This is a genomic window from Nocardioides pymetrozini (genome assembly GCF_046058985.1).
Classification (GTDB): Bacteria; Actinomycetota; Actinomycetes; order Propionibacteriales; family Nocardioidaceae; genus Nocardioides.
On record NZ_CP175556.1, the window covers coordinates 3,007,272 to 3,033,670 of the forward strand.

Consider the following 26,399-nt stretch of genomic DNA (forward strand, 5'->3'; position numbering starts at 1 on the left):
CGGGAGCGTGACCATGGTGGTGCAGGCCTACATCCTCATCCAGACCGACGTCGGCAAGGCGGCCGAGGTCGCCCGCGAGGTGGGCGCGATCGCCGGCGTCACGCTGGCGGAGGACGTCACCGGTCCCTACGACGTCATCGTGCGCGCCGAGGCTCGCAACGTCGACGAGCTCGGGAAGCTCGTCGTCTCGAAGGTCCAGAACCTCGAGGGCATCACCCGCACCCTGACCTGCCCCGTCGTCCACATCTGACGGTGCCTCGTCACGGCCGCTCGCGGCTCTGGCCGCTCGCGGCGCTCCTCGCCCTGCCGCTGGCGCTGGCGGGCTGCACCGGCCCGGTCGAGGTGGACGTGCCCGAGCTCCCGGACGCCGACCGGGCGGCCTGTGCCGCCTTCGCGGCCGACCTGCCGGACACCCTCGCCGACGAGGAGCGCGTCGACATCGAGCCGGCCGACGCCCCCGCGGCGGCGTACGGCGATCCCGCGATCGTGGTCCGCTGCGGCGTCGCGAGGCCGGAGGGCTTCGACCTGACGGCGGCCTGCGAGTCCGCGGACGGCGTCGGCTACTACATCCCCGACGAGCAGTACGACGACCAGGGGCTCGACCTCACGCTGACTGCCGCCGGGTACCGTCCGCGGGTGGAGGTCAGCATCCCGGCGCGCTACCGGCCCAACGCCGGTCCCGCCGCGATGGCGGCGCTCGCCCCGCTCGTCAAGCGGCACCTGACGCTCGTCGACGACTGCGCCTGACCCGCTCAGGCCCCCGCTCAGGCCCCCGTCCTGGCCCCCGTCCTGCTCCCCGGGAGCGCGGCGTCAGCGCAGCCCGGTCCCCCGCCGCAGCGCCAGGGTCAGCAGCCGGTCGACCAGGGCGCCGTAGTCCATGCCGGTGGCGGCCCACATCCGCGGGAACATCGACAGCGGCGTGAACCCGGGCATCGTGTTGAGCTCGTTGACCACCAGGGAGCCGTCCGGCATCAGGAAGAAGTCGACGCGTGCCAGACCCTCGCACCCGACGGCGAGGAAGGCCTGCGCGGCCATCTCGCGCATCCGCGCCTCGACCCCGTCGGGCAGCACGGCGGGGACGTCGAGCTCGGTGTGCTCCTCGGGGAGGTACTTGGCCTCGAAGTCGTAGAACTCGTGCTCGCCGGTGATCCGGATCTCCGCGGGCAGGCTGGTCTCGGCACCCCCGTCGAGCGTCTCGAGGACGCCGCACTCGACCTCGCGCGCGCCCTCGGCGGAGACCTCCACGAGGATCTTCGGGTCGTGCGCGAGCGCACCCTCGATCGCCTCGTCGATCTCGTCCGGTGTGTGCGCCTTGGCGATCCCGATGCTGGAGCCGCCGCGGGCGGGCTTGACGAACAGCGGGTAGCCGAGCGCGCCGACCCGCTCCCTGACCCCCTGGGGGTCGACCTCCCACTGCCGAGCGGTGACGGTCTCGCTCGGCATCACCGGCAGCCCGGCGTCCTTGAGGACGACCTTCATGAACGCCTTGTCCATGCTGACCGCGGAGGCGAGCACCCCGGAGCCGACGTAGCGCACGTCCGACATCTCGAACAGGCCCTGGATCGTGCCGTCCTCCCCCCAGGGGCCGTGCAGCAGCGGGAAGACGACGTCGACCTCGCCCAGCGCCCGGGGGGTCGCGGCCGGCTCGCTGACGACGAGGTCGGCGCCGCCGGTCGTGCGGGCCAGGCTGACCGCGGCCCGCTCCCCGTCGACCGAGGGCAGCTGCCCGGGGCCGGTGATGCGGTGCCGCTGCGGGTCGTCGGCCTCCAGGACCCAGCGGCCGTCGGTCGCGATGCCGATGGGGATGACCTCGTACTTGTCGCGGTCGATGGCCTGCAGCACGCTCCCCGCGGTCACGCACGAGATGGCGTGCTCGCTGGAGCGGCCGCCGAAGACGACAGCGACGCGGATACGGCGGCCGGTGGGAGAGCTCATCGGCGATGACCCTACCTTTGGGACATGTCCGCTCCTGCGCACGACCCGTCCTCGCGCGCCCCGGCGCTGCGTCCCGCGACCCTCGCGGTGACCGCCGGGCGCCCGCCGCGCGAGCCCGACCAGCCGCTCAACGTGCCGGTCACGCTGACCTCGACGTACGTCGCCACGGGCGAGCTGGAGTACGGCCGGTTCGGCAACCCGACCTGGTCGGCGTTCGAGGAGGCCCTCGGCGCCCTGGAGGGCGGACGGGCGCTGGCCTTCGCCTCCGGGATGGCCGCGGTGACCACGATCCTCGACCTGGTCGGCCACGGCGGGAGCGTGGTCGCGCCCCACCACGCCTACAACGGCACGGTCGCGGCGCTCGCCGATGCGGAGTCGCGCGGCAGGCTGCGCGCGAGCCTGGTGGACACGACCGACACGGCCGCCGTGGTCACCGCGCTCGAGGCCGACGAGGACTGCGCGCTGCTGTGGCTGGAGTCGCCGACGAACCCGGCCTTGGAGCTCGCGGACATCCCGGCGCTGGCCGCCGCGGCCCACGAGCTCGGCATCCGCGTGGTGGTCGACAACACCTTCGCCACTCCCCTGCTCCAGCAGCCGCTCGCCCTCGGCGCCGACATCGTGGTGCACTCGGCGACCAAGTACATCGCCGGGCACAGTGACGTCCTCATGGGCGCGCTGGTCGTGCAGGACGACGAGGTGTACGGCGCCCTCAAGGGCCGCCGCGACCTCGCGGGCGCCGTACCCGGGCCGTTCGAGGCGTGGCTGGCGCTGCGCGGCCTGCGGACGCTGCACGTGCGCCTGGAGCGGGCCGCGGCCAACGCGACCGAGCTAGCGCGCCGCCTCGCCGACCACCCGGCCGTCGCCGAGGTCCGCTACCCGGGCTTCGGCGCCATCGTCGCGCCCGTCCTCGCCGGTGGCGCCGACGCCGCTGACTTCCTGGTCCGCGCGACCTCGCTGTGGGTGCACGCCACCTCGCTCGGCGGCGTGGAGTCCACCTTCGAGCGGCGGCGGCGGTGGAAGCTCGAGCCCGCCACGATCCCCGAGGGCCTCGTCCGGCTGTCCGTCGGCATCGAGGACGTCGAGGACCTCTGGCACGATCTCAAGCAGGCGCTGGACCGGATCGACGCCTGAGCCCGCGCCCCGCCGAGCTCAGCTCAGCTCGGCCTTGGTGTCGCGCGAGATGAAGGCGTCCATCAGCTGCGACGTGGTCAGCCGGCCCTGCACGACCTCGTCCACGGCGTCCACGATGGGCGCCTCGATGCCGGCGCGGGCGGCGAGGGCCCGCAGCGAGGAGCACGACTTGGCGCCCTCGGCGACCTGGCGGGTGGAGGCGTAGATCTCCTCCACCGTCATCCCCTGGCCGAGCTTCTCGCCGAAGGTGCGGTTGCGCGACAGCGGCGAGGAGCAGGTGGCGACGAGGTCGCCGAGGCCGGCGAGGCCCATGAGGGTGAGGGGGTTGGCGCCGAGGCTCATCGCCAGCCGCGCCGTCTCGGCCAGGCCGCGGGTGATCAGCGAGGCGGTCGTGTTGTCGCCGAAGCCCAGGCCCACGGCCATGCCGACGCACAGCGCGACGACGTTCTTGTAGGCGCCGCCGTACTCGCAGCCGAGCACGTCGACGCTCGTGTACGGCCGGAAGGCGGGCGAGTGGACGCGCTCCTGGAGCATGGTGGCGACCGACTCGTCGGCGCACGCGACGACCGACGCGGCCGGCTCGCGACGGGCGATCTCCCGCGCGAGGTTGGGGCCGCTGACGACGGCGATGCGGTGCTCGCCGATGTCACCGACCTCTGCGATCACCTCCGACATCCGCTTGAGGGTGCCGAGCTCGACGCCCTTCATCAGCGAGACGAGGACGGCGTCCTTGTCGACGTACGGCAGGAAGGTCGGGAGGTTGTCGCGCAGCGACTGCGAGGGCACGGCGAGGACGACGACGTCGGCCCCGGCCAGTGCCCGCTCGGGGTCATGGGTGGCCGTGATGGCGCGGGGCAGCTCGATGCCCGCGAGGTAGTCGACGTTCTCGTGACGCTCGTTGATCGAGGCGGCCACCTCCTCGCGGCGTGCCCAGATGCAGACGTCGTTGCCGGCGTCGGCGAGCACGATGGAGAACGCGGTTCCCCACGAGCCCGCGCCGAGCACCGCGATCCTGTTGCCCATCAGCCCGCCTTCTTCTTCTTGAACCGGTCGCCGTGCACGGCCATGTCGTAGCGCTCGCCGGGTGCCTTCTCGCCGCGCACCAGCTCGAGCTGGTGGGTGATCGCCGCCATGATCCGCGCCGTCGCCTCGTTGACGACGGCGCTGGTGCGCTCCTGGGCACGCAGGTCGTCGAGCTCCACCGGCGGCCCGACCCGCATGGTGACCTTGCGGCGCGGCACGACATGGGGACGCTTCGTGTACGGCGGCAGGATCTCGTGGGCACCCCACTGGCCCACGGGGATCACCGGGCAGCCCGTCTCGAGTGCGATCCGCGCGGCACCGGACTTGCCCTTCATCGGCCACATGTCCGGGTCGCGGGTGATCGTGGCCTCGGGGTACACCACGACGCACTGGCCGGCACGCACGGCGGCGACGGCCGCCGAGTAGGCGCCGACCGCGTCCTTGGTCTCGCGCTTGACGGGGATCTGGCCCGCGCTGCGCAGGAAGAAGCCGAGTGCCTTGTTGTCGAACAGGCCCGACTTCGCCAGGTAGCGGGGCTTGTACCCGTGGTCGTAGACGAGGTGGGCCGCCGTCAGCGGGTCGACGTGGGAGATGTGGTTGAGGACGATCAGGAAGCCGCCGCGCTCGGGGATGTTCTCGCCCCCGATCCACTCCCGCCGGGTGGTCGCCAGGAGCGTCGGCTTGATGATGGGCACGGCGATGTTGAAGGCCCAGCCCCGCTTCTCCTGCAGCTTCCGAACGCTCACGAGAGTGCAGGCTACCGACTCGCCCGCCGTCCACCCCGGGGGCACGACGATCGGGCCGGCGATGCCCTGCGAGGATGCGGGAGTGTTCACGCGCCCCGGCTCCTTCGCCGTGCTGGTGCCGGTGAAGTCCCCGGGCACCGGCAAGTCGCGCCTTTCGAGCCTGCAAGACGCCGAGCGGGCACGGCTCGCGGCCGCGTTCGCCACGGACGTCGTCGACGCCTGTCTGCGGACCGAGGACGTGGCCGGGGTGCTGGTGGTCAGCGACGACGCGGCGTTCGCGGCGACCCTCGCGGCGCGAGGTGCGCACGCCGTCGACGACCCGGGCGCCGGCCTCAACGCCGCCCTACGCCATGCGGCGGCCCACGTCCGCGACCGCCGTCCCGACCTGCGGCCGGTCGCCCTGTGTGCCGACCTGCCCGCCCTCGTGCCCGCCGACCTCGCCGCGGCGCTCGGCCAAGCGGCCTCCCTCCCCGGGGCATGCTTCGTGCGCGACGGCGACGGAACGGGAACCACCCTCTACACAGCGCCGTACGACGACTTCGCGCCGCGCTTCGGCGCCGACTCTGCGGCAGCCCACGTGGCCGCGGGAGCGCAGCCGCTCGTCGGAGACCTCCCGACGCTGCGCCGCGACGTCGACGACGTTCGGAGTCTCGCGGACGCGATCTCCCTCGGCATGGGGGAGGCGACGTCCGACGTCCTGCGTGCGATCGGTCCCGTCCCGCAATGACGAACGGGCCGCACTCCCGAGGAGTGCGGCCCGTGCGGTGTCGTCGAAGGCGGCGTCAGGCCTTCTTCGCGGTCTTCTTGGCCGGCGCCTTCTTCGCGGCAGGAGCCTTCTTCGCGGGAGCCTTCTTCGCCGCAGGAGCCTTCTTGGCCGGCGCCTTCTTCGCAGCAGGAGCCTTCTTCGCGGGCGCCTTCTTCGCCGCAGGAGCCTTCTTGGCCGGCGCCTTCTTCGCCGCAGGAGCCTTCTTCGCGGGAGCCGCCTTCTTGGCGGTCGCAGCGGCCTTCTTCGCCGGCGCCGCAGCCTTCTTGGCAGCAGAGGTGGCGGCCTTCTTGGCCGGGGCGGCAGCAGCTGCGGCGGCCTTCTTCGCCGGAGCTGCGGCCTTCTTGGCCGGCTTCGGCAGGGGCGCGAGCTTCTTCGCGCCGGAGACGACGTTCTTGAGGTCGGCGCCGGCGCTGAACTTCGGAACCGCCTTCTTCTTGGTCTTCACTCGCTCGCCGGTCTGCGGGTTGCGGACCCAGCGAGCGTTGCGGACCGCCTTCTCGAACGAGCCGAAGCCGGTGATGGCAACCTTCTCGCCCTTGGCGACCTGACGGGTGATCGTGTCGAGAACCGCGTCGAGAGCGTGAGCCGCGTCCTTACGGCTGCCCTCGAACCGGTCAGCCAGCGCGTCGATCAACTGAGACTTGTTCACTACCTGTCCTTCCGAAACGCCGCGCTGGGCGTCCCTTGGGCTGTTGCGGCCGAGCCCTCGCCCAGCCGTCCTTTCATGGGAACGCTAGGCACTAGTGGGCACACTCACAATCACCACGCCGAAGTTGGTGCGTCTTTTTTCCCGATTTCGGCGCTATTTCGGCCCATTCGAGCCCGATTCCGGTTTCGACGGCACCGCACGCGCGTTCGCGGCGAATGCGTGCAACACAACGGGCCGACCCGCGAATGTCGCGGATCGGCCCGTTGTAGAGCGGTTTTCAGGCGCGCTGGGTGACCGGCTTCCACGCCGGCCGGCCACTCTCGAAGGCCGAGATGTCGGCCTCGTGACCTAGGGTGATGCCGATGTCGTCGAGACCCTCGAGCAGACGCCAGCGCGTGTAGTCGTCGATCTGGAAGCTCGCCTCGATCTCTCCTGCCCGGACGGTGCGCGCTTCGAGGTCGACCGTGATCTCCGCGCCGGGGTTGGCCTCGAGGTACTGCCAGATCTCCTCGACGACCGCCTCGTCCAGCTGACCCGCGACGAGCCCGGCCTTGCCCGAGTTGCCGCGGAAGATGTCAGCGAAGCGAGCGGACAGCACCACCTTGAACCCGTAGTTCTGCAGGGCCCAGACGGCGTGCTCACGCGAGGACCCGGTGCCGAAGTCGGGTCCGGCGACGAGCACCGAGCCCGCGCTGTAGGCGGGCTTGTTGAGGACGAACTCGGGGTCGTTGCGCCATGCGGCGAAGAGCCCGTCCTCGAAGCCGGTGCGCGTGACGCGCTTGAGGTAGACGGCCGGGATGATCTGGTCGGTGTCGACGTTGCTGCGTCGCAGCGGCACGCCGACGCCGGTGTGGGTGGTGAACTTCTCCATGGTCGGTGCTCCCTTTCAGACCGTGGCGGGCACGAGATCGGCGGGCGAGGACAGCGTGCCGCGCACCGCGGTCGCGGCCGCGACGGGCACGGACACCAGATGCGTGCGGCCGCCCTTGCCCTGACGGCCCTCGAAGTTGCGGTTGGAGGTGGAGGCGCTGCGCTCCCCGGGCGTGAGCTGGTCGGGGTTCATGCCGAGGCACATCGAGCAGCCCGCGCCGCGCCACTCCGCGCCGGCGGCGATGAAGATCTCGTGGAGACCCTCCTGCTCGGCCTGCATCCGCACCCGCACCGAGCCCGGTACGACGAGCAGGCGGGTGCCCTCCGCCACGCGGTGGCCCTCGAGGATCTCCGCAGCCAGGCGCAGGTCCTCGATGCGGCCGTTGGTGCAGGAGCCGACGAACACCGTGTCGACCTTGATCTCGCGCATCGGCGTACCGGCCTCGAGGCCCATGTACTCCAGGGCCTTCTCCGTCGCCAGCCTGTCGCTCGGGTCGGCGAAGTCTTCGGGACTCGGGACGTTCGCACCGAGCGCGACGCCCTGGCCCGGGTTGGTCCCCCACGTGACGAACGGCGTCATCTCCGAGGCGTCGAGCACGATCTCCTTGTCGAAGGTCGCGTCGGCGTCGGTGACCAGGGTGCGCCAGTGCGCGACCGCGGCGTCCCACTCCGCGCCCTTCGGCGCCTCGGGCTTGTCCTTGATGTAGGCGAAGGTCGTCTCGTCCGGGGCGATCATGCCGGCCTTGGCGCCCCACTCGATCGACATGTTGCACACGGTCATCCGGCCCTCCATCGAGAGCTCCTCGATGGCCTGGCCGCGGTACTCGACGATGTAGCCCTGGCCGCCGCCGGTGCCGGTGTGGGCGATCAGCGTGAGAACGAGATCCTTCGCGGTGACCCCCTCGGGGAGGCTGCCGTTGACGGTGACGGCCATGGTCTTCGGCTTGGCCTGCGGCAGGGTCTGGGTGGCGAGCACGTGCTCGACCTCCGACGTACCGATGCCGAAGGCGATCGCGCCGAAGGCGCCGTGCGTGCTGGTGTGGGAGTCGCCGCACACGATGGTCATGCCGGGCTGGGTCAGGCCGAGCTGCGGGCCGACCACGTGGACGATGCCCTGCTCGACGTCGCCGAGCGGGTGGAGGCGGACCCCGAACTCCTCGGCGTTCTTGCGCAGGGTGTCGACCTGCGTCTTGCTCACGGGGTCGGCGATCGGCTTGTCCCAGTCGAGCGTGGGGACGTTGTGGTCCTCGGTCGCGAGGGTGAGATCGGGGCGGCGCACCGTGCGACCGGCCAGGCGCAGGCCGTCGAAGGCCTGCGGGCTGGTGACCTCGTGGATGAGGTGGAGGTCGATGTAGAGGAGGTCCGGCTCCCCCGGGGTCGACCGGACGACGTGCTCGTCCCACACCTTCTCCGCCAGGGTCTTGCCCATGACTGGCTCCTCCTCGTTCGTCGTCGTCGGCGGCACCCACTGCCGTCGACCGTGATGGAGCCTACTCTTGCATCCCAGGATCCGAGACGGCAGTATTGCCATATGGACAACTCGAGCGGCGTCGGAGTTCTCGACAAGGCGGCCCTGGTGCTGACGGCACTGGAGTCCGGACCGGCCACCCTGGCCGGCCTGGTGGCCGGCACCGGCCTGGCCCGGCCGACGGCGCACCGGTTGGCGGTCGCCCTGGAGCACCACCGCCTCGTCGCCCGCGACATGCAGGGCAGGTTCGTCCTCGGCCCCCGGTTGGCGGAGCTCTCCGCCGCGGCCGGCGAGGACCGCCTCCTCGCGACCGCCGGCCCCGTCCTCGCGCGACTGCGCGACATCACCGGCGAGTCCGCCCAGCTGTGGCGCCGCCAGGGCGACCACCGCGTGTGCGTCGCCGCTGCCGAGCGCCCCTCCGGGCTGCGCGACACCATCCCGATCGGCTCGCAGCTCACCATGCGCGCCGGCTCGGCCGCCCAGGTGCTGCTGGCCTGGGACGACCCCGAGCGGATCCACCGCGGACTGCAGAACTCCGCGTTCTCCGCGGCCGAGCTCTCTGCCATCCGCCGCCGGGGCTGGGCCCAGTCGGTCGGCGAGCGCGAGCAGGGCGTCGCCTCGGTGTCGGCCCCCGTCCGCTCCCCCGGCGGCAAGGTCATCGCCGCGGTCTCGGTCTCCGGTCCCCTCGAGCGCCTCTCCCGCCAGCCCGGCCGCATGCACGCGCCGGCCGTCCTCGCGGCCGCCGAGCGGCTCTCGGAGTCGCTGCGCCGGGCGGCGGCGGAGTAGGCGGGGGCTCCCTCTCGCACTCTCCGCGGGGGGCGGATTCACCACGGGATGTAGGCGAACAGGCAGTTCTGTAGCGGAGTTCCACTACAGAAGCGCGGACTCGCCTACATCCCGTGGTGAATCCGACCCCGGCACCCTCAGAACAGCGCCGGCTGCTCCAGCGACAGCAGCAGCTGCTTGCGGTCCAGCCCGCCGGCGTACCCGGTGAGCGTGCCGTTGGCGCCGATCACCCGATGACACGGGATCACGATCGGGATCGGGTTCGCGCCGTTGGCCAGCCCGACGGCGCGCGAGGCGGCGTTGGTCTTGCCCAGGCGCAGCGCGATCTGGCCGTACGACGCGGTCTCGCCGTACCCGATCGCGACCAGCTGTGCCCACACGGAGCGCTGCCAGGCGCTGCCGGCGGGCGCGAGCGGGAGGTCGAAGGTGGTGCGCCCGCGGTCGAAGTACTCGCGGAGCTGGCGCGCGGCCTCCACCAGGAGGGGCGCGTCGTCGGCCCGGTCGCCGCGGGGGCGGCCGGTGTCGTCACGGAACGGCGAGAACTCGATCGCGGTGATCGCGCCGCCCTGCTCGATGATCCGCAGCGGCCCGACGGGCGACTCGATGACGGTCCACATGGTCTGTTCATCCTTCCGGTTCGGACAGCGAGGTCCACAGGTGCAGCAGGGCGTAGGAGCGCCACGGCGCCCAGCGCTCGGGGTCGACGGCGCCGCGCGGCGCCAGGGCGTTGCGGACGCCGACGTCGGTGGGGAGCCAGATGTCGGGGTGGCCGAGCGCGCGGAGCGCGATGTAGTCGGCGGTCCACGGCCCGATGCCCGGGAGAGCCAGCAGCGCTCGCCGCAGCTCGGAGCGGTCGGGGCCGCGGTCCAGGACGATCTCGCCCGACGCGATCGCGGCGCACAGCCCGACGAGCGCACGGCCGCGCGCGCGGGGCATCCGGAACTCCTCGGGGTCGAGTGCCGCCACCGTCGCCGCATCCGGGAACAGGTGGGTCAGACCGTCGAACGAGGTGCGCACCGGACGGCCGTGCGCGGCCACGAGCCGGGCGGCGGCGGTGCGGGCGGCGACGACGGTGACCTGCTGGCCGAGGACCGCGCGGACTGCGACCTCCGCGCCGTCGACGTGTCCCGGCACCCGCAGCCCCGGCCGCGCCCCGACCAGCGGCGCGAGCGCCGGGTCGGCCGCCAGGTGGCCGTCGACGGCGACCGGGTCGGCGTCGGCGTCGAGCAGCGCGCGCATCCGCGCCAGGGCCGCCGTGGTGTCGCGGAGGTCGTCGAGCGCCAGCCGCAGCGGGACGAAGGACGATCCGACGCCGTCGACGTCGGCGAGCTCGACCCGCGCGACGCCAGGCCCGTGCGGAAGGTCGAGGGTGCGGGCGTAGGTCCCGCTGCCGTCGGGGCGGACCTCGGCCACCTCGATGCCGGGCACCGCCCGGTCCGCGAGGAAGCGCAGGAGCGAGGAGCCACGGAAGGGCGTGCGTACGGCGATCCGCAGGTCGATCGCGCCCGCGACCTGGCCGCCGGGTCGCGCCCTGCGCCCGCGCAGCTGGCTCGGCGTCGCGTCGTACACCTCCAGCATCGTGTCGTTGAACTGCCGCACGCTCGAGAAGCCCGAGGCGAACGCCACGTCGGCCAGCGACAGCGTCGTGCTCTCGACGAGGGCGCGGGCGGTCTGGGCGCGCTGGGTGCGGGCGAGCGCGAGCGGTCCGGCACCGAGCTCGCTGGTCAGCAGCCGCGAGAGATGGCGCGAGGTGTAGCCGAGCCGCGCCGCCAGACCCTCCACGCCTTCCCGGTCGACGACGCCGTCGGCGATCAGCCGCATCGCGCGGCCGGCCACGGTCGCGGCGACGTTCCAGTCCGGGCTGCCGGGCGTCGCGTCGGGCAGGCAGCGCTTGCAGGCGCGGTAGCCCGCCGCCTGGGCGGCCGCGGCCGTGCGGTGGAAGGAGACGTTGCGCGAGGCGGGGGTCCGGGCCGGGCAGGACGGGCGGCAGTAGATGCCGGTCGAGCGGACGGCCGTGTAGAAGACGCCGTCGAAGCGGCGGTCGCGCGACTGGACGGCTGTGTAGCAGTGCTCGAAGTCGAGCTGCCCCGCCGCCGCGGTCGTCGTCACCGTGCTGTCCATGTCCCCATCCTGCCTCGCGCCACCGACAGTCTCTCGCGGAAAACGGACATCACGGTGCCCCGCTCGGGCGGGCTTCTGCGACGCTGTGCCCATGGCCGACGCACCGATCAACCCCCTCGACCTGCTCGCCCGGTCCCAGCAGGTCGCGCTCAAGCTCACGACGGACGTCCTGCGCGGCGTACGGGACACGGCGGTCGCCGGGGTCACCCAGCCCGAGGAGCTCGCCAAGCAGGTGGGCGAGCTCGCCGGCGCGGTGGCGGGCATGGCGGGGGCGGTCTCCGGCCTCGCCGGCGCGACGGCCCAGCCGCTCCAGGACTTCATCGTGCGCCAGCGCGAGCTCGCCGACACGGTCCACACGCTCGCGGAGGCGCAGGCCGAGCTGGCCGCCGTCGTCGCGACCCTCGCCGAGCGTCATGCCGACGCCGTGGCGGCCCTGGAGAGGGTGACCGCTCCGGTGTTCGCGCTCGTCGGGACCGACCCGACCCCGCCGAAGACGCGGGCGGCCAAGAAGGCGGCCGCGGGCAAGCGTGAGAGCGGCTCCGCGCCGACGCCGGGGTGAACCGGAGCGACCGGGAAAACGCACTCGGGCCCGGTCCGCGAGGACCGGGCCCGAAGCTGTACCCCCGACCGGATTCGAACCGGCGCTACCTACGTGAGAGGCAGGCGTGCTAGGCCGCTACACAACGGGGGCGCTTTGTTGTCCGGATCTCTCCGTGACAACGGCGTGAACTCTAGCGATTCTTTGTCTGACCAGCCAAATCGTGGCGGCCCGACCTGCCTCTCGCGAGAGCCTCGCTGGGATACTAGGACTCGAACCTAGAACGACTGAACCAGAATCAGCTGTGTTGCCAATTACACCATATCCCATGGTTGTGACCCGCCGGCCGAGGCCGGCGAACCGAGAACCTACCTTACCCGTCGGCGCGCTCGCGCTCCAAAATGGCCCCGCCTCCGGAGGGTCCCGTGCGATGCACGACGCCGAGCCGCCGGGCCGCCCAGACGGCCAGCAGCAGATAGCTCACCGACTGCGTGAGCGTGACGGGGATCGACCACCAGGTGCCGTCGGTGGGGTTCAGCGCGGTCGTCATGTCGCTGAACGCGAGGGCGACGCCGAACGCGAGGAAGTTGTTGAGCACGTGCATCGCGATGCCCGCCTCGAGGCCGCCGGTGAGGATCACCAGGGTCCCGGCGACCAGGCCGAAGGCGAAGCGGTCGAAGAAGATCGGCGCGTCCTGACCGAGGCCGTGCGCGAGCGCGAACATCAGTGCCGGTACGACGACGGCGACCCCAGCGCTCACCCGTGAGCCCAGGCGGCGGGTGAGCCCGCCGAACGCCTGAGCGAGATAGCCGCGGAACACGTACTCCTCCCCGGCCGCCTGCAGGGGCGTCAGGAGCACGATCACCAGCAGGAAGTCACGGACCGCGGACGTCCATGGGTTCAGCTCGCCGTTGGTGTCGATGCTCCCCGCTCCCTGGTCGGGCAGCAGGCTCGAGACGCCGACGGTGACCAGCAGCGAGAGCAGCGTCAGGCCCAGACAGGTCAGCAGCCAGCGCCAGCGCAGGGCGCCGACCACCGAGGTCACCCAGCCGGGCGTCTGCCAGTGCAGGACGCGCGCGACCAGCCAGACCGCGGGGATGGCCGCGGCCCAGCCCAGGTTGACCAGCGCCAGGAACGACGGCGTCGCCTCGTCTCCCGACAGCTTGTCGAGCGCCTGGTCGGCCGTGTCGCCGCCGAGCACCAGGACGAGCACGACGACGACGCTGAGCGCGAGCTGCGAGGCGAAGAACAGCGCCACCAGCAGCGCGATGCCGGCGAACGGCCGCCAGCCTCCGGCCGGTCCCCGGCGGTGCAGCTCGTCGTACCGCAGGCCCGCCGCGGCGGACCCGGGCGGCTCAGCCCAGGGCACGCTGCAGGCGCCCGAGGCTGCGCTCACGGCCGAGCAGCTCCAGCGACTCGAACAGCGGCGGGGAGATCCGTCGTCCGGTCACCGCCACCCGCACCGGGCCGAACGCCAGTCGCGGCTTGAGGCCGAGGCCGTCGACGAGAGCCGCTTGCAGGGCGGTCTGGATCGCCTCGGTCGACCAGGTGGGCAGCGCCGCGAGCGCGTCGTACGACGCCTGCAGGACCGGGATGCCGGCCTCGCCGATCTGCTTGGCCGCGTCCTCGGGGTCGACCTCGAAGGAGTCCTCGTCGACGAAGAGGAACGCCAGCAGGTCGCTGGCCTCGGTGAGCTTGTTGATCCGCTCGGCGACCAGCGGCATCGCCAGCTCCAGCAGCTGCGCGTCCGCGTCGGACACCGGGTCGCTCACGACACCGTCGCGCTTGAGGAACGGCAGGGCGCGGTGGGTGATCTCCTCGACCGAGAGCAGGCGCAGGTGGGCGGTGTTGATGGCGTCGCACTTCTTGATGTCGAAGCGTGCCGGGTTGGCGACGACGTCCTTGATGTCGAAGGCCTCGACCATCTCCTCGAGCGAGAAGACGTCGCGGTCGGCGGCGATCGCCCAGCCCAGCAGCGCGAGGTAGTTGAGCAGGCCCTCGGGCAGGTAGCCCTGGTCGCGGTAGGCCAGTGCGTGCGCCTCCGGGTCGCGCTTGGAGAGCTTCTTGTTGCCCTCCCCCATGACATAGGGGAGGTGGCCGAACTCCGGCGTCGCCGTGGCGATGCCGACCTCCTTGAGCGCCTCGTAGAGGGCGATCTGGCGGGGGGTGGAGGACAGCAGGTCCTCACCGCGCAGCACGTGGGTGATCTCCATGAGCGCGTCGTCGACCGGGTTCACCAGCGTGTAGAGCGGGTCGCCGTTGGCGCGGCAGAGCGCGAAGTCCGGGACGAACTCGGTCTCGAAGGTGACCTCGCCGCGCACCAGGTCGTTCCAGGTGATCGAGCCCTCCGGCATCCGGAAGCGCACGACGGGCCGGCGACCCTCGGCGACGAAGGCGTCGACCTGCTCCTGGGTCAGCTCGCGGCAGAAGCCGTCGTAGCCCTGCACCTTCGAGCCGGCAGCCTTGCGGCGCGCGGCGGCCTCCTCGTTGGTGCAGTAGCAGTCGTAGGTGAACCGGCTCTCCTTCAGCCTCGCCAGGGCGTCGGCGTACTTGTCGCCGCGCTCGCTCTGGCGGTACGGCGCGAAGGGACCGCCCACACCCGGACCCTCGTCCCAGTCGAGACCGAGCCAGCGCATCAGGTCCAAGATCGCGTCCAGGGACTCGTCGGTGCTGCGCTCCTTGTCGGTGTCCTCGATCCGGAACACGAAGGTGCCGCCGTGGTGACGGGCGAAGGCCCAGTTGAACAGCGCGGTGCGGATCATGCCGACGTGCGGACTCCCCGTCGGCGAGGGGGCCATGCGGACTCGGACGCCGCTGGTTGAGCCTGTCGAAACCGTCATGCGCGTGCTTCCACCTTGTTCGTGAGGGTGCCGAGGCCGTCGATCGAGATCTCCACCTCGTCGCCGACCTGCATGGGTCCGACACCCTCGGGGGTGCCGGTGAGGATGACGTCGCCGGGCAGCAGGGTCATCACGCTGGAGACGTGGGCGACGAGGGCGGGCACGTCGAAGACCATGTCGGCGGTCGTGCCGTCCTGGACGACGTCGCCGTTGAGGAAGGTCTGCACGCGCCGCCCCTGCGCGAAGTCGTGCGGGTCGAGATCGGTCTCGATCCACGGCCCGAGGGGGCAGAACGAGTCGAAGCCCTTGGCCCGGGTGAACTGGCCGTCGGAGCGCTGCAGGTCGCGAGCGGTGACGTCGTTGGCGATCGTGTACCCGTGGATCACGTCGGTGGCCTGCTCGGGCGGGACGTCACGGCAGATCCGGCCGATGACGACGGCGAGCTCGCCCTCGTAGTGCAGGTCCTCGGTCTGGCGGGGATAGAGGATCGCGTCGCCCGGGCCCACCACGCTCGTGTTCGGCTTGAGGAACATCAGCGGCTCGCGGGGCACGTCGTTGCCGAGCTCGGCCGCGTGGGCCGCGTAGTTGCGCCCGATGCCGACGACCTTGCTGCGAGGCAGCACCGGCGCCAGCAGGCGCACGTCCTCCAGCCGGTGCTCCTTGTCGAGGAGCTTGATCCCGACGTAGAGCGGGTCGCCCGCGAGGGCCACGACGACCGCGTCCTCGCTCGGCTGGCCGTACTCGTCGAGGTCGCCGGTCAGGACGCCGTACGACGGGTCCTCGCCTGTCGTGAATCTGACGATGCGCACCCGGCGAGCCTATCGACCTAGGCTGGTCGGTCGTGAATGCGCAGGAGGTGGTGCTGCCGCACGCGCAGTGGCGCGAGCGGGCCACCGCACACGCCGCGCGGATCGACGCGTACGTCGGCCCTCACCTCGCCCGCCGCGAGGCGCACGTGAAGCACCCGGTCTTCGACTTCCTCTTCACCTACTACTCCTACCGCCCCGCCCAGCTGCGCCGCTGGCATCCGGGCTTCGGGGTCGCCCTGGAGGACGCCGCGTCCTATGCCGGCCTCAAGGGCTACGAGATCGCCCCGGTGGTTGAGGTGCGAGGAGCGCCAGCGACGAGCCTCGAAACCTCCGTCACCGTCGCACCCTCCTACCTCCTCACCCAGCGCCCCCTCGTCGAGTCGACCCACCGCCTGCTCACCGCGACCGCCGGCCGCTCCCCCCACTTCGGCTGCTTCGGCCTGCACGAGTGGGCGATGGTCTACCGCCTCGAGGAGGACGAGACCCGCCACGCCGACTGGCCGCTCCGGCTCGGCCCGCGCGGCACCGACGACGTCGTCGAGGGCCACCGCATCGCCTGCTCGCACTTCGACGCCTACCGCTTCTTCACCCCGCCGGCGCGGCCGCTCAACACCCTGAGTCCGGGCCGCGACGACCGGCCGGCGTTCGAGCAGCCGGGCTGCCTGCACGCGGGGATGGACCTCTACAAGCACGCCTTCCGGCTCTCTCCCCTGCTCTGCTCCGACCTCGTCGCGGACTGCTTCGAGCTCGCCTGGGACATCCGCACCCTCGACATGCGCGCGGCGCCGTACGACCTGCGGGAGCTGGGCTTCGAGCCGGTGCGGATCGAAACCCCCGAGGGCAAGGCCGCGTACGTCGAGGCGCAGCGCGAGTTCGCCGAGCGGGCGGCCCCGCTGCGGGCGAGGCTGGTCGAGGAGTGCGAGCGTCTGCTGGGCGGGTCAGCTCCGGCCTCGTCGCCGACCGCCCGTCCATAGCGGGCTCTCCTGCCCGCGCCTGGTCGGGCCCGCCAGGGGGCGTCGGACGAGGTCGACGATCACGGCTCCGATGCATGCCGCCGCGACCTTCGGCGCGCGGATTCAGACCAGCCCGTACGGCGCGAAGCGGCTGATCGCCGACGCCGTCGACCTGCACCACCGCCTGCCCAGGCCGTGGGCCGGCGTGCGGGCCGGCCGGGTCCGCAGCACCCACGCCCGGCACGTCGCCGAGGCCACCCGTGAGCTGTCGGCGCCGGAGGCCGGATGGGTCGACGGGGAGGTGGTGGAGGTCGCCGACGGACGTCTCGGGTGGGCACGCTTCCAGGCCGTCGTGGAGGGCAAGGTGGCCGCGTTTGCGCTCCTGACCAACCCCGACGCCCACGTGGACCCGTCGGTGGGTCCGGTGAAGCCCCGGGGGTGCAGATCGTCCTAGGGCGCGATCCCCACGGGGCCCACTACCTGGTCGACCAGACCGGCACCCGCCGCGTCACCGGCACCACGCCGGACCAGACACCCACGCGTCTCGAGACCTGCCTGGGGAACTCGCCCTCGACTGGGAGGCCTGAGCCCGGCCTCAGGCGGCGACCGGCTCCTGCTCCTGGGCCGCCGCCAGGTCGACACGCTCGCGCAGCCAGGCCGACCAGGCGATCCGGCTGACCAGCGCCAACCAGCCGACGATGAGGCTGAGGTCGAGCCAGCCCGGCAGGTCGGTCAGCGCCCCGACGACCGTGACGGCGTTGACCAGGATGACCAGGCCGCCAACCATCGCGCCCATGGGCGCGTGCGGGAGCCGGCCGGCGAGGCGGGCCGCGACGGGAGCGACGACCACGCCGCCGAGGACCAGGCCGAGCACGGGAAGCCACGGGATGTCCTGGTGCGCGGCGCCGGTGACGAAGCCGGTCGAGACCGAGAGGGCCACGACGAACTCGGCGGCGTTGGTGGTGCCGACCACCCGCCGGGGCTCGTGGCTGGTCACGGTCATCAGGCTGGGCGTGACGACCGGCCCCCATCCCCCGCCGCCGGTCGCGTCCACGAAGCCGCCGAGCAGCCCGATCGGCGAGAGCCAGCGGGCGGTGTGCCCGGACTTCGGGGTCGGGATGATCCGCAGACCGAAGCCGAAGCGGGCGAGGATGACGAAGCCGAAGAACAGCAGCAGAACCGCCATCGATGACTTGGCCGCCTCCAGGCTGATCGAGGTGAGGATGACGGCGCCGACGAATCCCCCGACCGCGCCGGGCAGCGCGACCCGCACGAGCACTGCCTTGTCCACGTTGCCGGCGCGCCAGTGCGAGATGCCGGAGACGAAGGTCGTCGGCAGCTTGGCGGCGTGGGTCGCCGCACTCGCGGTGGCGGGCGCGACGCCCACCGCGAGGAGCACGGTGGCCGACGTGACGCCGAAGCCCATGCCGAGCGTGCCGTCGACGAGCTGCGCGAGCCCGCCGGCGAGAGCGAAGACGGCGACCAACCACATGTGAGGACCCTTTACCCAAGGAACGTGATAAACCCTACCTATCAAGGTTACATACAACACCTTGCAGGCGTCGAGTCCTCGCGGCTCGGCCGTCCGCTTCCCTGCCAGCGCGCCCCTCCGCCCACCGAGGGGGCAGAGGGGCGCGGGGAAGTCCGCAGGGACGGGCCGAGGGGCCTACTCCGCCGACACCGGCGCCAGCTGACCCGACAGACTCGGGTCGTCGTTCTCGGCGAGATAGGGCTGGACCCGCTCGTCGAAGAAGACCTTCTTGAGCTTCTCGACCTGCGGGTCGTCGAGGTAGGCGGTGCCGACGACCAGCTGGCCGGCGAACTCCTTGGGGGCGTCCGGCTCGTAGATCCGGTACTTCTCGGGCGTCCCGGCGTCGACGAAGGACATGTTGTAGTCGATGACCGCGTCGACGGAGTCGAGGGTGCGGGGACCGGCGCCGTACTCCATGTAGGTGAACCGGTAGCCGCCGAGGTTCTCGGCGATGTCCTGCTCGGTGGCGGCCCACGGGTCGACGCCGTCCTTGAAGGTGAGCTTCCCGGCACGCTCGAGGATCCACAGGGCCTGGGCGGTGTTGGCGGGGTCGTTGAGGAGTGCGATGGTCGCGCCCTTCGGCAGGTCGTCGAGGGAGGCGTGCTTCGTCGAGTACACCGAGTACGACCACTGGAACACCTCGCCGAGGGCCGTCAGCTCCATGCCGGTGGATTCGGTGACCTGCTTGAGCCAGTGCTTGTGCTGGTAGATGTTCGCGATGAACTTGCCGTCCGCGGTGGCCTGGTCGAGCTGGTTGCCGTCCTCGATGCCGACACCTTCGATGGTGACCCCGTAGTCGGGAGCGATCTCCTCGTTCAGGTAGTCGAGGAAGGCCTTCTCGGAGGCACTGCTGGCCTGGTAGGCGATCTGGAAGTCGTTGCCGAAGTGGCTGCCCTCGACGGCCTTCTCGTCGTTCCCGCCGGTCAGCCGCAGCACGAGGAAGGCGGCGAGCGCGAGGACGACGACGAGGGCGAGACCGGGAAGGAGCCAACGGCGAGGCGAGCGCTCGAGGTCGATGGCGTCGGCGGCGTCCGAGGGGTCGGGAGTACGGCGCCGGGGCTGCTGGGTCGTGGACATGGCGGTTTCCTTGCCTAGTGGGTGAGGGCCCGGACGATCCGGTCACCGGAGAACTGGATGAGCTGGACCAGCGCGACGAGCAGCACGATGCAGGCGACCATGATGTTGTCGTCGAAGCGCCGGTAGCCGTAGTTGACCGCGAGGTAGCCGATGCCGCCCGCGCCGATGGCGCCGGCGATCGCGGAGTACTCGATCATCGCGATCACGTTGAGGGTGAGCCCGGCAGTGAGGCCGGGCAGCGCCTCCTTGAGCTGGATCGACGTCACGATCTGGCGCTTGCTGCTGCCGCCCGCGAGCCCGACGTCGAGGAGCTCGCGCGGGACCTCGCGCACGGCGTTCTCGGTCAACCGGGCGAAGAACGCGATCCCGGCGATGGACATGGGGATGAGCGCCGCGCGGAAGCCGATGGTCGTGCCGAAGACGAGCTTGGTCACCGGGATCACCGCCGCCATCAGGACGAGGAAGGGCAGCGAGCGGCCGAGGTTGGCGATCCAGCTGATCGACACGTGCACGAGATGGTGCGGGGTGAGCCCGAGCGGCGAGGTGTTGAAGATGAGGACGCCGAGCGGACCGCCGACGAGGACGACGACCGCCATCACGATCGCGACCATCCGGAGGGTCTCGCCGATCGCGGGGACCAGCAGGTCCGGTACGTCGGGCCACGGCGTGCCGAGGAGGGCGATCATGCCGCGCCCGCGTCCGGGACGGCCCGCAGCAGCGGCCGCTCGGTCGGCTCGGCGACGACGCCGTGCCGGGAGAGCACCTCGACGACACGGCGCTCGTCGAGCTGCGGGTCGATGCCGAGAGCCAGCCGGCCCACGCGCGACTCCCCCACCGCCTCGACCAGCGCCGCGAGGACCGCGATGTCGGCGTCGAGCTCGCGGCCGGCCTGGGCCAGCCAGACGGGCGAGACGTCGCCGCCCTCGTAGCGGACGTTCCAGGTCCGCAGCCGCTCGACGGCGGCCACCGGAGGCATCGACAGCAGGGCGCGGGAGAGGCCCGAGTCGGAGCGTCGTACGACGTCCGCGACAGGTCCCTGCTCGACGATCCGGCCGTGGTCGAGCTGGGCGACCTGGTCGGCGATGGCCCGCACGACGTCCATCTCGTGGGTGATCACGAGCACCGTCAGGCCGAGGTCGTCGCGCAGCTCGGTCAGCAGGTCGAGGATGGCACGCGTGCTGTCCGGGTCGAGCCCGGACGTCGCCTCGTCGGCCAGCAGCACCGAGGGACCGAGCGCCAGTCCGCGGGCGATGCCGACCCGCTGACGCTGGCCGCCGGAGAGCTGCGACGGATAGTGGTTGGCGCGGTGCAGCATGCCCACCCGCTCGAGCAGCTCCGCCACCCGGCGCCGGATCTCGGCCTCGGGCAGCCCGGCGTGCCGCATGGGGAGCGCGACGTTCTGGGCGGCGGTGAGCCGGCGCAGCAGGTTGGCCGACTGGAAGACGGTGCCGATCTGGCGTCGGGCCAGGCGCAGGTCGCGGCGGGAGAGCCGGGTGAGGTCCTGCCCGGCGACCGCGATGGTGCCGCTGGTCGGCTGCTCGAGCAGGTTGACGCAGCGGGCCAGGGTGCTCTTGCCGGCGCCACTCGGGCCGACCACTGCGGCGATCCTCCCCTGGCCCACGCTCAGGTCGATGCCGTCGAGGACGGTGGTCGCCCCGTAGGACTTGGTCAGTCCGGCGATCTCGATCATCCGGCGTCCCCCGATTCAGTCGGTCCGATGTTTCTCGACTGACTTTATAGACTTTGACTCCGCGCCTGACCAGGGTTCGCCAGGGCTCTGGCCGACGGCATGTCCGATCCCGCCATCGACGAGACCTTGCAGCGGGCGGCCAGGTCCACTCAGCGCGCGGCGATGCCGTCGTACATGACGGCACGGATCGCGGCGCTCAGCCGGGCCTGGCGCTCGGGCGCGGGGTCGCGCAGCCCGGCCAGGACCGAGCCGAGGATCATCCCGTTGATCGACTGCGCGGTCGGCTCGATGTCGAGGTCGGCGCGCAGGTAGCCCAGGCGGACGCCGTGCTCGAGATAGGCGGCGGTCAGTGGCGTCGTCATGTCGAAGAGGTCGAGCATCCGCTCCCGCATGGCGTCGTCGATGCCCGCGGCCGACAGCAGCAGCTGAGGCACCCGCGGGTCCTCGCTGAAGATCCGCGCCAGGGCTGCACCGATGCGCTCGGTCTGGGCGCGATAGCCCTCGAGCGTCGTCACGGCCTCGGGGGCGTTCTCCGCACCCAGCGTGGCCACGATCTTGTCGACGGTCTCGGTGATGACGTGCTCGACGATGTCGCGCTTGTTCTCGAAGTAGCGGTAGAAGGTCCCGTGCCCGATGCCGAGTCGCGCAGCGATGTCGGCGATCCCGGTCGCGTGGTAGCCCCTCTCGGCGAAGCAGGTGAACGCGGCGTCGATGATCTCGCGCCGGGTCTCGGCCTTGCGCCGCTCCAGGCGCGAGGGCCGCTGCGTCGCTCCCTCCGTCGTGGCCGTCATGACCACGGAGCCTATTGCAGATCGGGATGAGTGACGATACGTTCCGGAACTGACATCTCATTCCGTTTCGTTCGACAGGGGGCCGCATGGGGCGTGCACTGGTCGTCGGGTGTGGCGGCACCCTGGGCTTCGCCTGGTCCGCCGCCGTCCTCGCCGAGCTCGAGCGGCAGGGCTGGGTCCCCGGCACCGCCGACGTCCTGGTCGGTACGTCGGCCGGCGCCGAGCTCGTCGCCCGCCTCGGCGCAGGGATGCCTGCCGCTGCCCTGCAGGACGACCTCGGCGAGCCGCCCCGAGCGCTTCCGCCGCTTCCCCGGCCGGGGCTGCCGGCACTGGGCCTGACCCGGGCCGCACTCAGCGGACGGGCAGACCTGCTCGCCGGGCTCGCCGGGCTGCTGCCGCGCGGCGGTGACGACCCGCGATGGCTCCTCGACCTCGGCGACCGGCTGGCTGAGCCCGGCACCTCCTGGGTCGCGCACCCGCGCACCTGGCTGGTCGCGGCGGACGCCCGCACCGGCGAGCGGTTCGCGCTCGGCCGCGCCGACGCGCCGAGAGCAACGCTGGGACAGGCGATCGCCGCGTCCTGGGCGATCCCCGGCTGGTTCCCGCCCGTGCGGATCGCGGGGCGTGCGTTCCTCGACGGGGGCGCCGTGTCGCCGACGTCCGCCGACCTGCTGCTCCCCCAGGTCGCCGACGGCAGCATCCACGAGGTCGTCGTCGTCGCGCCGATGTCCAGCCTGGGCGGGGCCCGCGCACGCGGCGCATCACGGGTCGAGCGGCTGCTCCGGCGGCCGATGACCCGCCGGCTCGACCGGGAGGTGGCCGTCCTCCATGCCGCGGGCGCCCGCGTCGTCCGCATCGAGCCCACGCCGGCCGACCTGGACGCGATGGGCGCCAACTTCATGGACGGCTCCCGTGCCCCGAAGGTCCGCTCGACCGCCGCGCGCACCGCTCCCACTCTCGTCGCCCAGCGCCTCGACGGCGCACCCGACCACCAGGAGGTCATCCGATGACCCGTCCCCCGACCATCGACCTGGCGGGCGCGCACGTGCTGGTCACCGGCGGCGCGCGCGGCATCGGCCGCGCCACCGTCGAGGCCTTCCTCGCTCGGGGAGCGCGGGTCTCGCTCGGCGACCTCGACCTCGACCTGGGGAGCGCCACCGCTCAGGAGACCGGCGCCTCGGCCCACCCTCTCGACGTGGCCGACCCGGCGTCGTACGACGCCTTCGTGACGGCTGCCGAGGCCGAGCACGGCCCGGTCGACGTCCTGGTGAACAACGCGGGCGTGATGCCGAACGGAGCCTTCCTGGAGATGGATCCCGCGCTGGACCGGCTGATGATGGAGGTCAACGTCCACGGCGTGCTGCACGGCATGCGGCGAGTGCTGCCCGGCATGGTCGAGCGCCGCCGCGGCCACGTCGTCAACGTCGCGTCGCTCGCGGGCAAGTTCCCGATCCCGGGGCTCGCCGTCTACAACGCCAGCAAGTTCGCGGTGGTCGGCCTGACCGCCGCCACCCGCCTGGAGATGGCACCGCACGGCGTCACCCTGAGCGCCGTGCTGCCGTCCGCCGTCGACACCGATCTCGCCTCCGGACTGGACATGAGACCGATCCCGAAGGTCAGCCCCCAGCGGATCGCCGAGGCCGTGGTCGCCTCGGTCCGCACGCGCGAGGCGGAGATCGCCGTGCCGCGGTACGTCGGGGCGCTGGCCACCGCCACCTCGCTGATGCCGACCGGCGCGCTGGACCGGTTGCGCAGGGCCCTGCGCGACGACCGCGCGCTGCGCGCCGACGACTCCGCACGCTCCGCGTACACGCAGCGCCTCGAGAGCGCCGCCACCGAGAGGACCGCCCGATGACCGTCCCCACGCCCCATCTCCACGACGCCGTCATCGTCGGCGCCGGCTTCGGCGGCATGGGAGCCGCGATCGAGCTTCGCCGCCAGGGCTTCGACGACCTCGTGGTCCTCGAGCGCGAGGACGACCTCGGCGGCACCTGGCACGTCAACCGCTATCCCGGCCTCGCGGTCGACATCCCGAGCTCGACGTACTCCTACTCCTTCGAGCCCAACCCCCACTGGTCGCGGCTGTTCGCGCCGGGCCCGGAGCTGAAGCGGTACGCCGAGCACGTCGCGGACAAGTACGACCTGCGCCGGCTGATGCGCTTCGGAGCGGTCGTCGAGGGCGCCCGGTGGGACGAGGAGACGAGCAGCTGGGAGGTGGCTGTCGAAGGGGGCGAGGTCGTCCGCGGACGCTTCCTCCTCACCGCGACCGGCTTCCTGTCGCAGCCCCGGCTCCCCGACATCCCCGGCGTGGAGGAGTTCGCCGGGACGGTCATGCACACGACCCGCTGGGACGACGACGTCGACCTCGCCGGCAAGCGGGTCGGGATCATCGGCACGGGCGCCACCGCCGTGCAGCTCATCCCGGAGCTGGCGAAGGTCGCCGGGCACCTCACGGTCTACCAGCGCACCCCGATCTACGTCAGCCCGAAGCTGGACGGCCCGGTGCCGGGCGTCGTCCGCGGCGCCTTCGCGAGGATCCCGCTGACGCAGCGCGCCACCCGACTCGTCGGGACCTCCATCCTCGAGGTGCTGATGGTCGCCGGCGTCCTGCACTTCCGCGACCTGCCGTGGGCCAACGCGCTCGGCAAGCGGGTCTGCGAGGCCCACCTCCGCCGCCAGGTGCGGGACCCGGAGCTGCGCGCGAAGCTGACCCCCGACTACGACTTCGGCTGCAAGCGGCCGACCTTCAGCAACACCTACTACCCCACGTTCACCCAGCCGCACGTCGACCTGGAGACCACCTCGATCGACCACGTCGACGCCGCCGGCATCGTCACCGCCGACGGCCGCCGGGTCGACCTCGACGTCCTCGTCCTCGCGACCGGCTTCAACCTGTGGGAGGCGAACTTCCCGGCCATCGAGGTCGTGGGCCGCGAGGGCCGCAATCTCGGGCAGTGGTGGCGCGAGACCCGCTTCTCCGCCTACGAGGGCATCAGCGTGCCGAAGTTCCCCAACTTCTTCTCGCTCAACAGCCCCTACTCGTACTCGGGCCTGTCGTACTTCACGACGATCGAGACCCAGATGGCCCACATCGGGCGGCTGCTGCGCGCCATGCGGAAGCGCGACGCGGACGTCGTGGAGGTCACCGAGGAGGCCAACCAGCGGTTCCTGGACCGGATGACCGGCCTCCTCGGCAACTCCGTGTTCAACGCGGGCAGCTGCGCGACCGCGCGGAGCTACTACTTCAACCAGCACGGGGAGGCGGTGCTCCTGCGTCCGACCTCGACGTTGAGCGCGACGCGCGAGGCCACCCGCTTCCCCTTGGAGGACTACGCCTTCGCGCCGGCCAGGCTCGCCGCGTCGGCGTCCTGAGCGCTCGGCGCCATCGCGCGGTGCCGCGTCTCCTGCATGAGCAGGACGCACACGACGCTGCCGAGCGCGAACGCCGCCAGCATCCAGCCGATCGCCTCGGTGTTGCCGGCCTCGGCGAAGTCGGACGCGAGATACGGCGCGGTGCCGCCGCCGATCACGCCGGCGAGGTTGTAGGCCATGCCGGCACCCGTGTAGCGGTACTCGGTGCGGAACATCTCCGGCAGCATCGCGCCGGCCGGCCCGTAGGACATGGCGAAGATGGCCAGGGTGCCGAACAGGCCGATAGCGAACGCCGTACCCGTCCCGCGGTCGAGGATCGGGAAGAGCGCGAAGCCCCAGGGGACGGCGATGATGCACGAGCCGAGGACGACCTTGCGCCGCCCGATCCGGTCGCTGTAGACGGCCGAGAGCAGGGTGACGGTGCCGAACACGACCGCGGCGCACACGCCGATGGTGAGCACCGTCGCGCGGGAGAGGCCGATCGCGGTCGTGCCGTACGAGGTGAGGAACGCCGTGCCGACGTAGAAGAACGCGAAGAGCATCGCCAGCGAGCCGCCGCCGAGCAGGATCTCCTTCCACTGGTGGCGCAGTGCCGCAGCCAGCGGTCCCTGGGTGGAGGCGCGGGTGCGGGCGTTCTCCTGGAACATCGGGGTCTCCTCGACCTTCAGCCGCACGTAGAGGCCGATGGCGACCAGCAGCGCGCTGGCGATGAACGGGACCCGCCATCCCCAGTCGAGGAAGGCCGGGCTGGTGTCGCCCACGACCCGGTTGACCAGGAGGAAGGTGCCGCTGGACAGTGCGAACGCGAGGGCGGGGCCGAGCTGCGGGAAGGCGCCGTACAGGCCCCGCTTGTGCGCCGGGGCGTACTCCGCGGCGAGCAGCGTCGCACCCGCCCACTCGCCGCCGACGGCCAGGCCCTGCAGGAAGCGGAGCACGACCAGCAGGATCGGCGCGGTCACGCCGATCGTCGCAGCGCCGGGGAGCAGGCCGATGGCGACCGTCGCGGCACCCATCAGCAGCAGCGTGCTGATCAGCGTCCTCTTGCGGCCGAGCCGGTCACCGAAGTGCCCGAACCCGATCGCGCCGAGCGGGCGGGCGATGAACGCCACGGCGAAGGTGGCGAAGGAAGCCACGCTCGCGGCGGAGTCGCCCAGGGCGGGGAAGAACACCGTCGGGAACACCAGCGCCGCGGCGGTCCCGTAGATGAAGAAGTCGTAGAACTCGATGGTCGTGCCCGCGCAGCTGGCGAAGGCGACCCGACGCATCGGGGTCGGTCGTTCGGACATGGACATCCACTCCTCGG

General features: G+C 72.0%; 28 protein-coding genes and 2 tRNA genes. 11 read left to right on the top strand and 19 right to left on the bottom strand.

The window, feature by feature from the left end; all coding sequences use genetic code 11:
- Nucleotides 1-16 precede the first annotated feature (16 nt).
- Both ACJ5H2_RS14760 and ACJ5H2_RS14765 read left to right on the top strand, forming a co-directional pair.
- A complete protein-coding gene (locus tag ACJ5H2_RS14760) occupies nucleotides 17-250 on the top strand; it encodes an Lrp/AsnC family transcriptional regulator (protein WP_205013941.1) in 234 nt (77 codons plus the stop codon).
- Nucleotides 251-252: 2 nt separating this feature from the next.
- Nucleotides 253-747, top strand: a complete 495-nt coding sequence (locus ACJ5H2_RS14765) for a DUF3515 family protein (RefSeq protein ID WP_408896168.1) — start codon at nucleotides 253-255, stop codon at nucleotides 745-747.
- Between the two features lie 63 nt (nucleotides 748-810).
- On the opposite strand, the gene ACJ5H2_RS14770 is transcribed toward ACJ5H2_RS14765, so the two are convergent.
- Nucleotides 811-1,935 (bottom strand): D-alanine--D-alanine ligase family protein, encoded by a 1,125-nt coding sequence (locus tag ACJ5H2_RS14770; RefSeq protein ID WP_408896169.1) that lies wholly within the window; start codon nucleotides 1,933-1,935, stop codon nucleotides 811-813.
- Between the two features lie 24 nt (nucleotides 1,936-1,959).
- Here ACJ5H2_RS14770 and ACJ5H2_RS14775 point away from each other — a divergent pair, with 24 nt between their 5' ends.
- A complete protein-coding gene (locus ACJ5H2_RS14775) occupies nucleotides 1,960-3,066 on the top strand; it encodes a trans-sulfuration enzyme family protein (protein ID WP_408896170.1) in 1,107 nt (368 codons plus the stop codon).
- A gap of 18 nt (nucleotides 3,067-3,084) precedes the next feature.
- Here the strand turns inward: ACJ5H2_RS14775 and ACJ5H2_RS14780 are convergent, their stop codons facing one another.
- Both ACJ5H2_RS14780 and ACJ5H2_RS14785 read right to left on the bottom strand, forming a co-directional pair.
- On the bottom strand, nucleotides 3,085-4,089 hold the full coding sequence (locus ACJ5H2_RS14780; RefSeq protein ID WP_408896171.1) for an NAD(P)H-dependent glycerol-3-phosphate dehydrogenase: 1,005 nt from the start codon (nucleotides 4,087-4,089) through the stop codon (nucleotides 3,085-3,087).
- Nucleotides 4,089-4,835 (bottom strand): lysophospholipid acyltransferase family protein, encoded by a 747-nt coding sequence (locus ACJ5H2_RS14785; RefSeq protein ID WP_408896172.1) that lies wholly within the window; start codon nucleotides 4,833-4,835, stop codon nucleotides 4,089-4,091. Before ACJ5H2_RS14785 ends, ACJ5H2_RS14780 begins: the two co-directional genes overlap by 1 nt.
- A gap of 82 nt (nucleotides 4,836-4,917) precedes the next feature.
- On the opposite strand from ACJ5H2_RS14785, the gene cofC reads away from it, so the two are divergent.
- Nucleotides 4,918-5,562 carry a 2-phospho-L-lactate guanylyltransferase gene (gene cofC, locus ACJ5H2_RS14790; RefSeq protein WP_408896173.1) on the top strand — a complete coding sequence of 215 codons (645 nt, stop codon included), beginning with the start codon at nucleotides 4,918-4,920 and terminating at the stop codon, nucleotides 5,560-5,562.
- A 55-nt stretch (nucleotides 5,563-5,617) separates the two neighbouring features.
- Here cofC and ACJ5H2_RS14795 read toward each other — a convergent pair whose 3' ends face one another.
- The 3 genes from ACJ5H2_RS14795 to leuC all read right to left on the bottom strand — a co-directional run bounded on the left by ACJ5H2_RS14795 (nucleotide 5,618) and on the right by leuC (nucleotide 8,549).
- Complete coding sequence (locus ACJ5H2_RS14795) at nucleotides 5,618-6,250, bottom strand: HU family DNA-binding protein (protein ID WP_408896174.1); 633 nt, start codon at nucleotides 6,248-6,250, stop codon at nucleotides 5,618-5,620.
- Nucleotides 6,251-6,527: 277 nt separating this feature from the next.
- Entirely contained in the window at nucleotides 6,528-7,121 is a 594-nt protein-coding gene (gene leuD / locus ACJ5H2_RS14800; protein ID WP_408896175.1) for a 3-isopropylmalate dehydratase small subunit, read from the bottom strand.
- 15 nt (nucleotides 7,122-7,136) lie between these two features.
- Nucleotides 7,137-8,549, bottom strand: coding sequence for a 3-isopropylmalate dehydratase large subunit (gene leuC / locus ACJ5H2_RS14805; RefSeq protein ID WP_408896176.1), 1,413 nt, complete (start codon nucleotides 8,547-8,549; stop codon nucleotides 7,137-7,139).
- 102 nt (nucleotides 8,550-8,651) lie between these two features.
- Between leuC and ACJ5H2_RS14810 the strand changes: the two genes are divergently transcribed.
- Nucleotides 8,652-9,374, top strand: a complete 723-nt coding sequence (locus ACJ5H2_RS14810; protein WP_139622247.1) for an IclR family transcriptional regulator — start codon at nucleotides 8,652-8,654, stop codon at nucleotides 9,372-9,374.
- 137 nt (nucleotides 9,375-9,511) lie between these two features.
- Here ACJ5H2_RS14810 and ACJ5H2_RS14815 read toward each other — a convergent pair whose 3' ends face one another.
- Nucleotides 9,512-9,991 (bottom strand): methylated-DNA--[protein]-cysteine S-methyltransferase, encoded by a 480-nt coding sequence (locus tag ACJ5H2_RS14815; protein WP_408896177.1) that lies wholly within the window; start codon nucleotides 9,989-9,991, stop codon nucleotides 9,512-9,514.
- A gap of 7 nt (nucleotides 9,992-9,998) precedes the next feature.
- A complete protein-coding gene (locus ACJ5H2_RS14820; protein WP_408896178.1) occupies nucleotides 9,999-11,495 on the bottom strand; it encodes a DNA-3-methyladenine glycosylase 2 family protein in 1,497 nt (498 codons plus the stop codon).
- A 91-nt stretch (nucleotides 11,496-11,586) separates the two neighbouring features.
- On the opposite strand from ACJ5H2_RS14820, the gene ACJ5H2_RS14825 reads away from it, so the two are divergent.
- Nucleotides 11,587-12,054 carry a hypothetical protein gene (locus ACJ5H2_RS14825; protein ID WP_408896179.1) on the top strand — a complete coding sequence of 156 codons (468 nt, stop codon included), beginning with the start codon at nucleotides 11,587-11,589 and terminating at the stop codon, nucleotides 12,052-12,054.
- 59 nt (nucleotides 12,055-12,113) lie between these two features.
- Here the strand turns inward: ACJ5H2_RS14825 and ACJ5H2_RS14830 are convergent.
- The 5 genes from ACJ5H2_RS14830 to ACJ5H2_RS14850 all read right to left on the bottom strand — a co-directional run bounded on the left by ACJ5H2_RS14830 (nucleotide 12,114) and on the right by ACJ5H2_RS14850 (nucleotide 15,682).
- Nucleotides 12,114-12,186: transfer RNA gene (locus ACJ5H2_RS14830), tRNA-Glu, on the bottom strand.
- Between the two features lie 104 nt (nucleotides 12,187-12,290).
- Nucleotides 12,291-12,362: transfer RNA gene (locus ACJ5H2_RS14835), tRNA-Gln, on the bottom strand.
- Between the two features lie 44 nt (nucleotides 12,363-12,406).
- Nucleotides 12,407-13,429 carry a lysostaphin resistance A-like protein gene (locus ACJ5H2_RS14840; RefSeq protein WP_408896180.1) on the bottom strand — a complete coding sequence of 341 codons (1,023 nt, stop codon included), beginning with the start codon at nucleotides 13,427-13,429 and terminating at the stop codon, nucleotides 12,407-12,409.
- On the bottom strand, nucleotides 13,389-14,873 hold the full coding sequence (gene gltX / locus ACJ5H2_RS14845; RefSeq protein ID WP_408896181.1) for a glutamate--tRNA ligase: 1,485 nt from the start codon (nucleotides 14,871-14,873) through the stop codon (nucleotides 13,389-13,391). The genes ACJ5H2_RS14840 and gltX overlap by 41 nt, the downstream gene beginning before the upstream one ends.
- Entirely contained in the window at nucleotides 14,870-15,682 is an 813-nt protein-coding gene (locus ACJ5H2_RS14850; protein ID WP_408896182.1) for a fumarylacetoacetate hydrolase family protein, read from the bottom strand. Before ACJ5H2_RS14850 ends, gltX begins: the two co-directional genes overlap by 4 nt.
- Nucleotides 15,683-15,714: 32 nt before the next feature.
- Here ACJ5H2_RS14850 and ACJ5H2_RS14855 point away from each other — a divergent pair, with 32 nt between their 5' ends.
- Both ACJ5H2_RS14855 and ACJ5H2_RS14860 read left to right on the top strand, forming a co-directional pair.
- The gene (locus ACJ5H2_RS14855; RefSeq protein ID WP_408896183.1) at nucleotides 15,715-16,656 is read left to right on the top strand and encodes a 3-methyladenine DNA glycosylase; all 942 of its coding nucleotides are present in this window, start codon (nucleotides 15,715-15,717) and stop codon (nucleotides 16,654-16,656) included.
- A 70-nt stretch (nucleotides 16,657-16,726) separates the two neighbouring features.
- Nucleotides 16,727-17,089 carry a DUF222 domain-containing protein gene (locus ACJ5H2_RS14860; RefSeq protein ID WP_408896184.1) on the top strand — a complete coding sequence of 121 codons (363 nt, stop codon included), beginning with the start codon at nucleotides 16,727-16,729 and terminating at the stop codon, nucleotides 17,087-17,089.
- A gap of 141 nt (nucleotides 17,090-17,230) precedes the next feature.
- Here ACJ5H2_RS14860 and ACJ5H2_RS14865 read toward each other — a convergent pair whose 3' ends face one another.
- The 5 genes from ACJ5H2_RS14865 to ACJ5H2_RS14885 form a co-directional block, all read right to left on the bottom strand.
- The gene (locus ACJ5H2_RS14865) at nucleotides 17,231-18,127 is read right to left on the bottom strand and encodes a sulfite exporter TauE/SafE family protein (RefSeq protein WP_408896185.1); all 897 of its coding nucleotides are present in this window, start codon (nucleotides 18,125-18,127) and stop codon (nucleotides 17,231-17,233) included.
- Between the two features lie 174 nt (nucleotides 18,128-18,301).
- Entirely contained in the window at nucleotides 18,302-19,243 is a 942-nt protein-coding gene (locus ACJ5H2_RS14870; protein ID WP_408896186.1) for a MetQ/NlpA family ABC transporter substrate-binding protein, read from the bottom strand.
- 14 nt (nucleotides 19,244-19,257) lie between these two features.
- On the bottom strand, nucleotides 19,258-19,929 hold the full coding sequence (locus ACJ5H2_RS14875) for a methionine ABC transporter permease (RefSeq protein WP_408896187.1): 672 nt from the start codon (nucleotides 19,927-19,929) through the stop codon (nucleotides 19,258-19,260).
- Complete coding sequence (locus tag ACJ5H2_RS14880) at nucleotides 19,926-20,933, bottom strand: methionine ABC transporter ATP-binding protein (protein ID WP_408896188.1); 1,008 nt, start codon at nucleotides 20,931-20,933, stop codon at nucleotides 19,926-19,928. The genes ACJ5H2_RS14875 and ACJ5H2_RS14880 overlap by 4 nt, the downstream gene beginning before the upstream one ends.
- 149 nt (nucleotides 20,934-21,082) lie before the next feature.
- Nucleotides 21,083-21,724 carry a TetR/AcrR family transcriptional regulator gene (locus tag ACJ5H2_RS14885; protein WP_408896190.1) on the bottom strand — a complete coding sequence of 214 codons (642 nt, stop codon included), beginning with the start codon at nucleotides 21,722-21,724 and terminating at the stop codon, nucleotides 21,083-21,085.
- Nucleotides 21,725-21,810: 86 nt separating this feature from the next.
- On the opposite strand from ACJ5H2_RS14885, the gene ACJ5H2_RS14890 reads away from it, so the two are divergent.
- The 3 genes from ACJ5H2_RS14890 to ACJ5H2_RS14900 are packed head-to-tail and all read left to right on the top strand — an operon-like array spanning nucleotide 21,811 to nucleotide 25,096.
- The gene (locus tag ACJ5H2_RS14890) at nucleotides 21,811-22,734 is read left to right on the top strand and encodes a patatin-like phospholipase family protein (RefSeq protein ID WP_408896191.1); all 924 of its coding nucleotides are present in this window, start codon (nucleotides 21,811-21,813) and stop codon (nucleotides 22,732-22,734) included.
- Nucleotides 22,731-23,579, top strand: a complete 849-nt coding sequence (locus ACJ5H2_RS14895; protein ID WP_408896192.1) for an SDR family oxidoreductase — start codon at nucleotides 22,731-22,733, stop codon at nucleotides 23,577-23,579. Before ACJ5H2_RS14890 ends, ACJ5H2_RS14895 begins: the two co-directional genes overlap by 4 nt.
- Nucleotides 23,576-25,096 (top strand): flavin-containing monooxygenase, encoded by a 1,521-nt coding sequence (locus tag ACJ5H2_RS14900; protein WP_408896193.1) that lies wholly within the window; start codon nucleotides 23,576-23,578, stop codon nucleotides 25,094-25,096. The genes ACJ5H2_RS14895 and ACJ5H2_RS14900 overlap by 4 nt, the downstream gene beginning before the upstream one ends.
- Here the strand turns inward: ACJ5H2_RS14900 and ACJ5H2_RS14905 are convergent.
- Nucleotides 25,054-26,382, bottom strand: coding sequence for an MFS transporter (locus ACJ5H2_RS14905; RefSeq protein WP_408896194.1), 1,329 nt, complete (start codon nucleotides 26,380-26,382; stop codon nucleotides 25,054-25,056). The two genes, ACJ5H2_RS14900 and ACJ5H2_RS14905, sit on opposite strands and share 43 nt — an antisense overlap.
- Nucleotides 26,383-26,399: the final 17 nt, after the last annotated feature.